This is a genomic window from Bradyrhizobium nivariense (genome assembly GCF_029846695.2).
Taxonomy (GTDB): domain Bacteria; phylum Pseudomonadota; class Alphaproteobacteria; order Rhizobiales; family Xanthobacteraceae; genus Bradyrhizobium.
Window position 1 is genome coordinate 35,281 of the sequence record NZ_JARWCR020000082.1, and the last position, 2,988, is coordinate 38,268.

Annotated in this window: 2 protein-coding genes and 1 pseudogene; 1 reads left to right on the top strand and 2 read right to left on the bottom strand. The window is 56.7% G+C overall.

Annotation, left to right across the window (positions count from 1 at the left end; all coding sequences use genetic code 11):
* Positions 1 to 1,712: FecR family protein (locus tag QCM77_RS39535; protein ID WP_280097085.1), on the bottom strand; the 1,712-nt coding region annotated here is incomplete at its 3' end.
* A gap of 569 nt (positions 1,713 to 2,281) precedes the next feature.
* On the opposite strand from QCM77_RS39535, the pseudogene QCM77_RS39540 reads away from it, so the two are divergent.
* Positions 2,282 to 2,451: pseudogene (locus tag QCM77_RS39540) on the top strand (LabA-like NYN domain-containing protein); the annotation flags it as partial.
* A 155-nt stretch (positions 2,452 to 2,606) separates the two neighbouring features.
* Here the strand turns inward: QCM77_RS39540 and QCM77_RS39545 are convergent.
* Positions 2,607 to 2,846 carry a hypothetical protein gene (locus QCM77_RS39545; RefSeq protein ID WP_280097086.1) on the bottom strand — a complete coding sequence of 80 codons (240 nt, stop codon included), beginning with the start codon at positions 2,844 to 2,846 and terminating at the stop codon, positions 2,607 to 2,609.
* Between the last annotated feature and the right edge of the window lie 142 nt (positions 2,847 to 2,988).

Below are 2,988 nucleotides of genomic sequence, written 5' to 3' on the forward strand. Positions count from 1 at the left end.
CCCTGGTTCAGCGTGACCGTGCTGCTCCAGCTGCCGTTGCCCTGCACGATCGCGGTGCCGATCGTCGTGGTGCCGTCCAGGATGGTGACGGTGGCGCCGGCATCGGCCACGTCCACCGTGCCGGTGATGGTCTGGCTGACCTGGTTGGTCGAACCTCCGGCGCTGGTGATCGCAACCGTCGGTGCCGCCGTGTCGAGCGTGAAAACAACGGGCACGCTCGGGGTACCGTTGGCGCTAGGTTCCAAAGCCACGATGCTGTGGTTGCCATCACCTGCCAGAGTGACTGCCGCGCTCCAAATGCCACCAGAGCCAACGGTCACCGTTCCAATTTGTGTGGTGATACCATTGTAGGTATCGTACAGCGTCACTGTCGTTCCAACGAGGGCCGGATCGACAGTTCCGCTGATCGTTTGGCCTCCTTGATTGGTTGGACCACCTGCATTGCTGATGGTTACAGGTGCCAACGAAACCAAGGCGATAGCTTGCGGTGTATCCAAGGTCGGGACGAGCGTCTTCGATGCGGACGCAGAACTTCCCGTGACGGAAGCGAGGGTCACAAAAACTGGAGTGATCGATCCGCCACCAGCTTGGCCCTTCACGTCGTCTGCAATGACGGTAGTCGAGGCTTCGGTGGGTGATGGTGGAGGGCTCCCAGCGAACTTCTGCAGCGACTTTGTATCGACATCTCCTCGCTTGCCGTCGCTAGGTGCCGGAGTGTTTGGAGCGATCTGTTTCCCAATATCGTAGGTCGTCAACACCTGCTGGAAAGCGCTGAATTCCTGCGCAACTTGGCTTGGGCTCTTACCGACGGCTTGGGTCGTCACCTCGAAATTTGCGGCTGGCGTGATGGTCAGCGATGGACCATCGCTGGTAACTACCCCGATTGGATCCCCCGCGGTACAGGCGCCTTGAAGCAAGTTCGTTGGGACGCATTTGAAGACCTGGACTGAATGAAGCTGACCGTCATGCTGATCGGCAACGGAGACCGAGACCTGCCCATCCACTGCATCGACATTAAGAAGGACTGCTGTACCGCGAATTCCGATCACGGCCGTTGGCGTCGCGACTTGCATGTCACCTGTTTTGGCAACCTGGCCAGCGACAAAAGTGGCTGCACCCTGGACGAGAGTGAACAGCGAATGGTTCGAACCATTCGTCAGGCTCACTAAAGTACCATTCGCATTACTCTGCTCTTCATACCCCAATTCGTTCAACATGAAGCGAGCGTTGGCACTCAGGTTGAACGTTGAGCCGTCGATCAGAAGCAGGCCGATGGTAGAGCCACTACCAGTCTGCACGACGTCGTTCTGATAGACGACATCCCCATTATTCGCCGCGATGGTAACGCCATTGCGAACGATGCTGGCGCTTCCCGTGATGGTCGCGACGTGGCCAATCACCTTTCCAGCAGCGGCACTTCCTCCGGCCTGAGCAAAGGTTTGATAGCCGGTGAGTGCTTCAACGACTCTCGGATCGAGCAGCGCGCCGTCGGCTGAGCTTAGCGGCGAACGCTTCTCACCGAGAAAGTAATTGGGGACCGTGACCCGATGATTAGGATCAGAAATGATGAGATCATGGCCCGAACGTGCATATTCCCCTGAGAACAAGAGATGCGCGTCCGGAATGATGACTGCGTTAGTTGGGCCACGCTCAGGGAAGCTAAAGGACTCCCAAGCGCCCTCAGATCCAGCAAAATACAACTTTTGATTCAATGGGGTATTCAAATCGGCGCCCCACCCGGAAACTTAAAATTAATTTAGTATTGCTAACATCGTACTAATTAACTGAAAAGAGCTTTTCGCGGGTCAAGCACACTGTTGCCACCGGCCCCCGAGTCTGCAGGCGAAATCGGGGTACCGATTTATAACAGCGGCCGCCTGCGCGAAAGCCGCCTCGCAAGGAAACCTTGTTGGAGAACGCCTGATGCTGAAGCGGCAAATCCACCGCGCTCGGTGCTTCGGTCAAGAAGCGCCCCGCCATCGGATAACCAGGAATTCGGTGCAGGCGCCGGCGATGCAAGACCCTCTGTCAATCAAACGCCAATTTATGATTGGTTCTCGCATTGAGGTAAAGCCCACAGCGGGGCCACGGTTGTGCGGCAAGAACGGAACGGTGATTGGTACTGGGTATCATCCCAAGAGTCTCCGTGTCATTCTGGACGGTTCAAAAACACCAATAACCCTGCATGTTACATACGTCGCAACTGTAGATGCGTAATTCGAATTGATGATGCGGCAGCTCGCGTGACGAGCGGCGCAGGGACAAATTAGCTCATTAATCGTTGATCGCCGACGAATTGCGCCGCCAGGCTGACGTCTTCATCGACCTCGTCGAGCTGCAATCCAAGCTTGGCCGCGATCCGTCCGAGCGCCCATCCCTACGCGATCGTGAAGCGCATGGACGCATGCCGAAATTCTGCAAAAGCCGCACGGAAACGACCCTCACAGCTAGATTATTAAGGGGCGCCCAGTCGACGCGCTTGGGCGGACTGAGTTCAATAAAACAACATCACCGACATCCACGCCGCCAGCGACGCGCAGAGACCAATTCCTAGATAAGGCAATACAAGGCGCATCGGGTTTCTCCTCCGAGACGCGAAATATGTCCTAGCTTCGCATATCGGCCAGCCAATGACTACGAATCTCCGGTTGTGTCGCGGCCGACGCCGGGCGGTGACTTGCCGAACACTCGGAAGCCGGCGTGTGCTCGACCACGGCAACGGCTTGCTGCTTGTGAACCCGCTCCTCAACGTACAAGAGCACCATACGCCGCGTGTCCGGGTCGATCAGCTTCTGGAATGTCCTGATCAACCGCAGCATCTGAAGATCTTCAATTGCATTCGCCATGGCAAAATCTCATTGAAAAAATGACAAGCTCAATCAGGCAATTATGCAGCGGTTCTGCCAGCGTAGGAACGTGGAAATTCGTCGAAGGTTGTCGGCTATCGCCGCTCATGCCGGCGTAGCGGCCCCCGGTCCACCTGCCCCC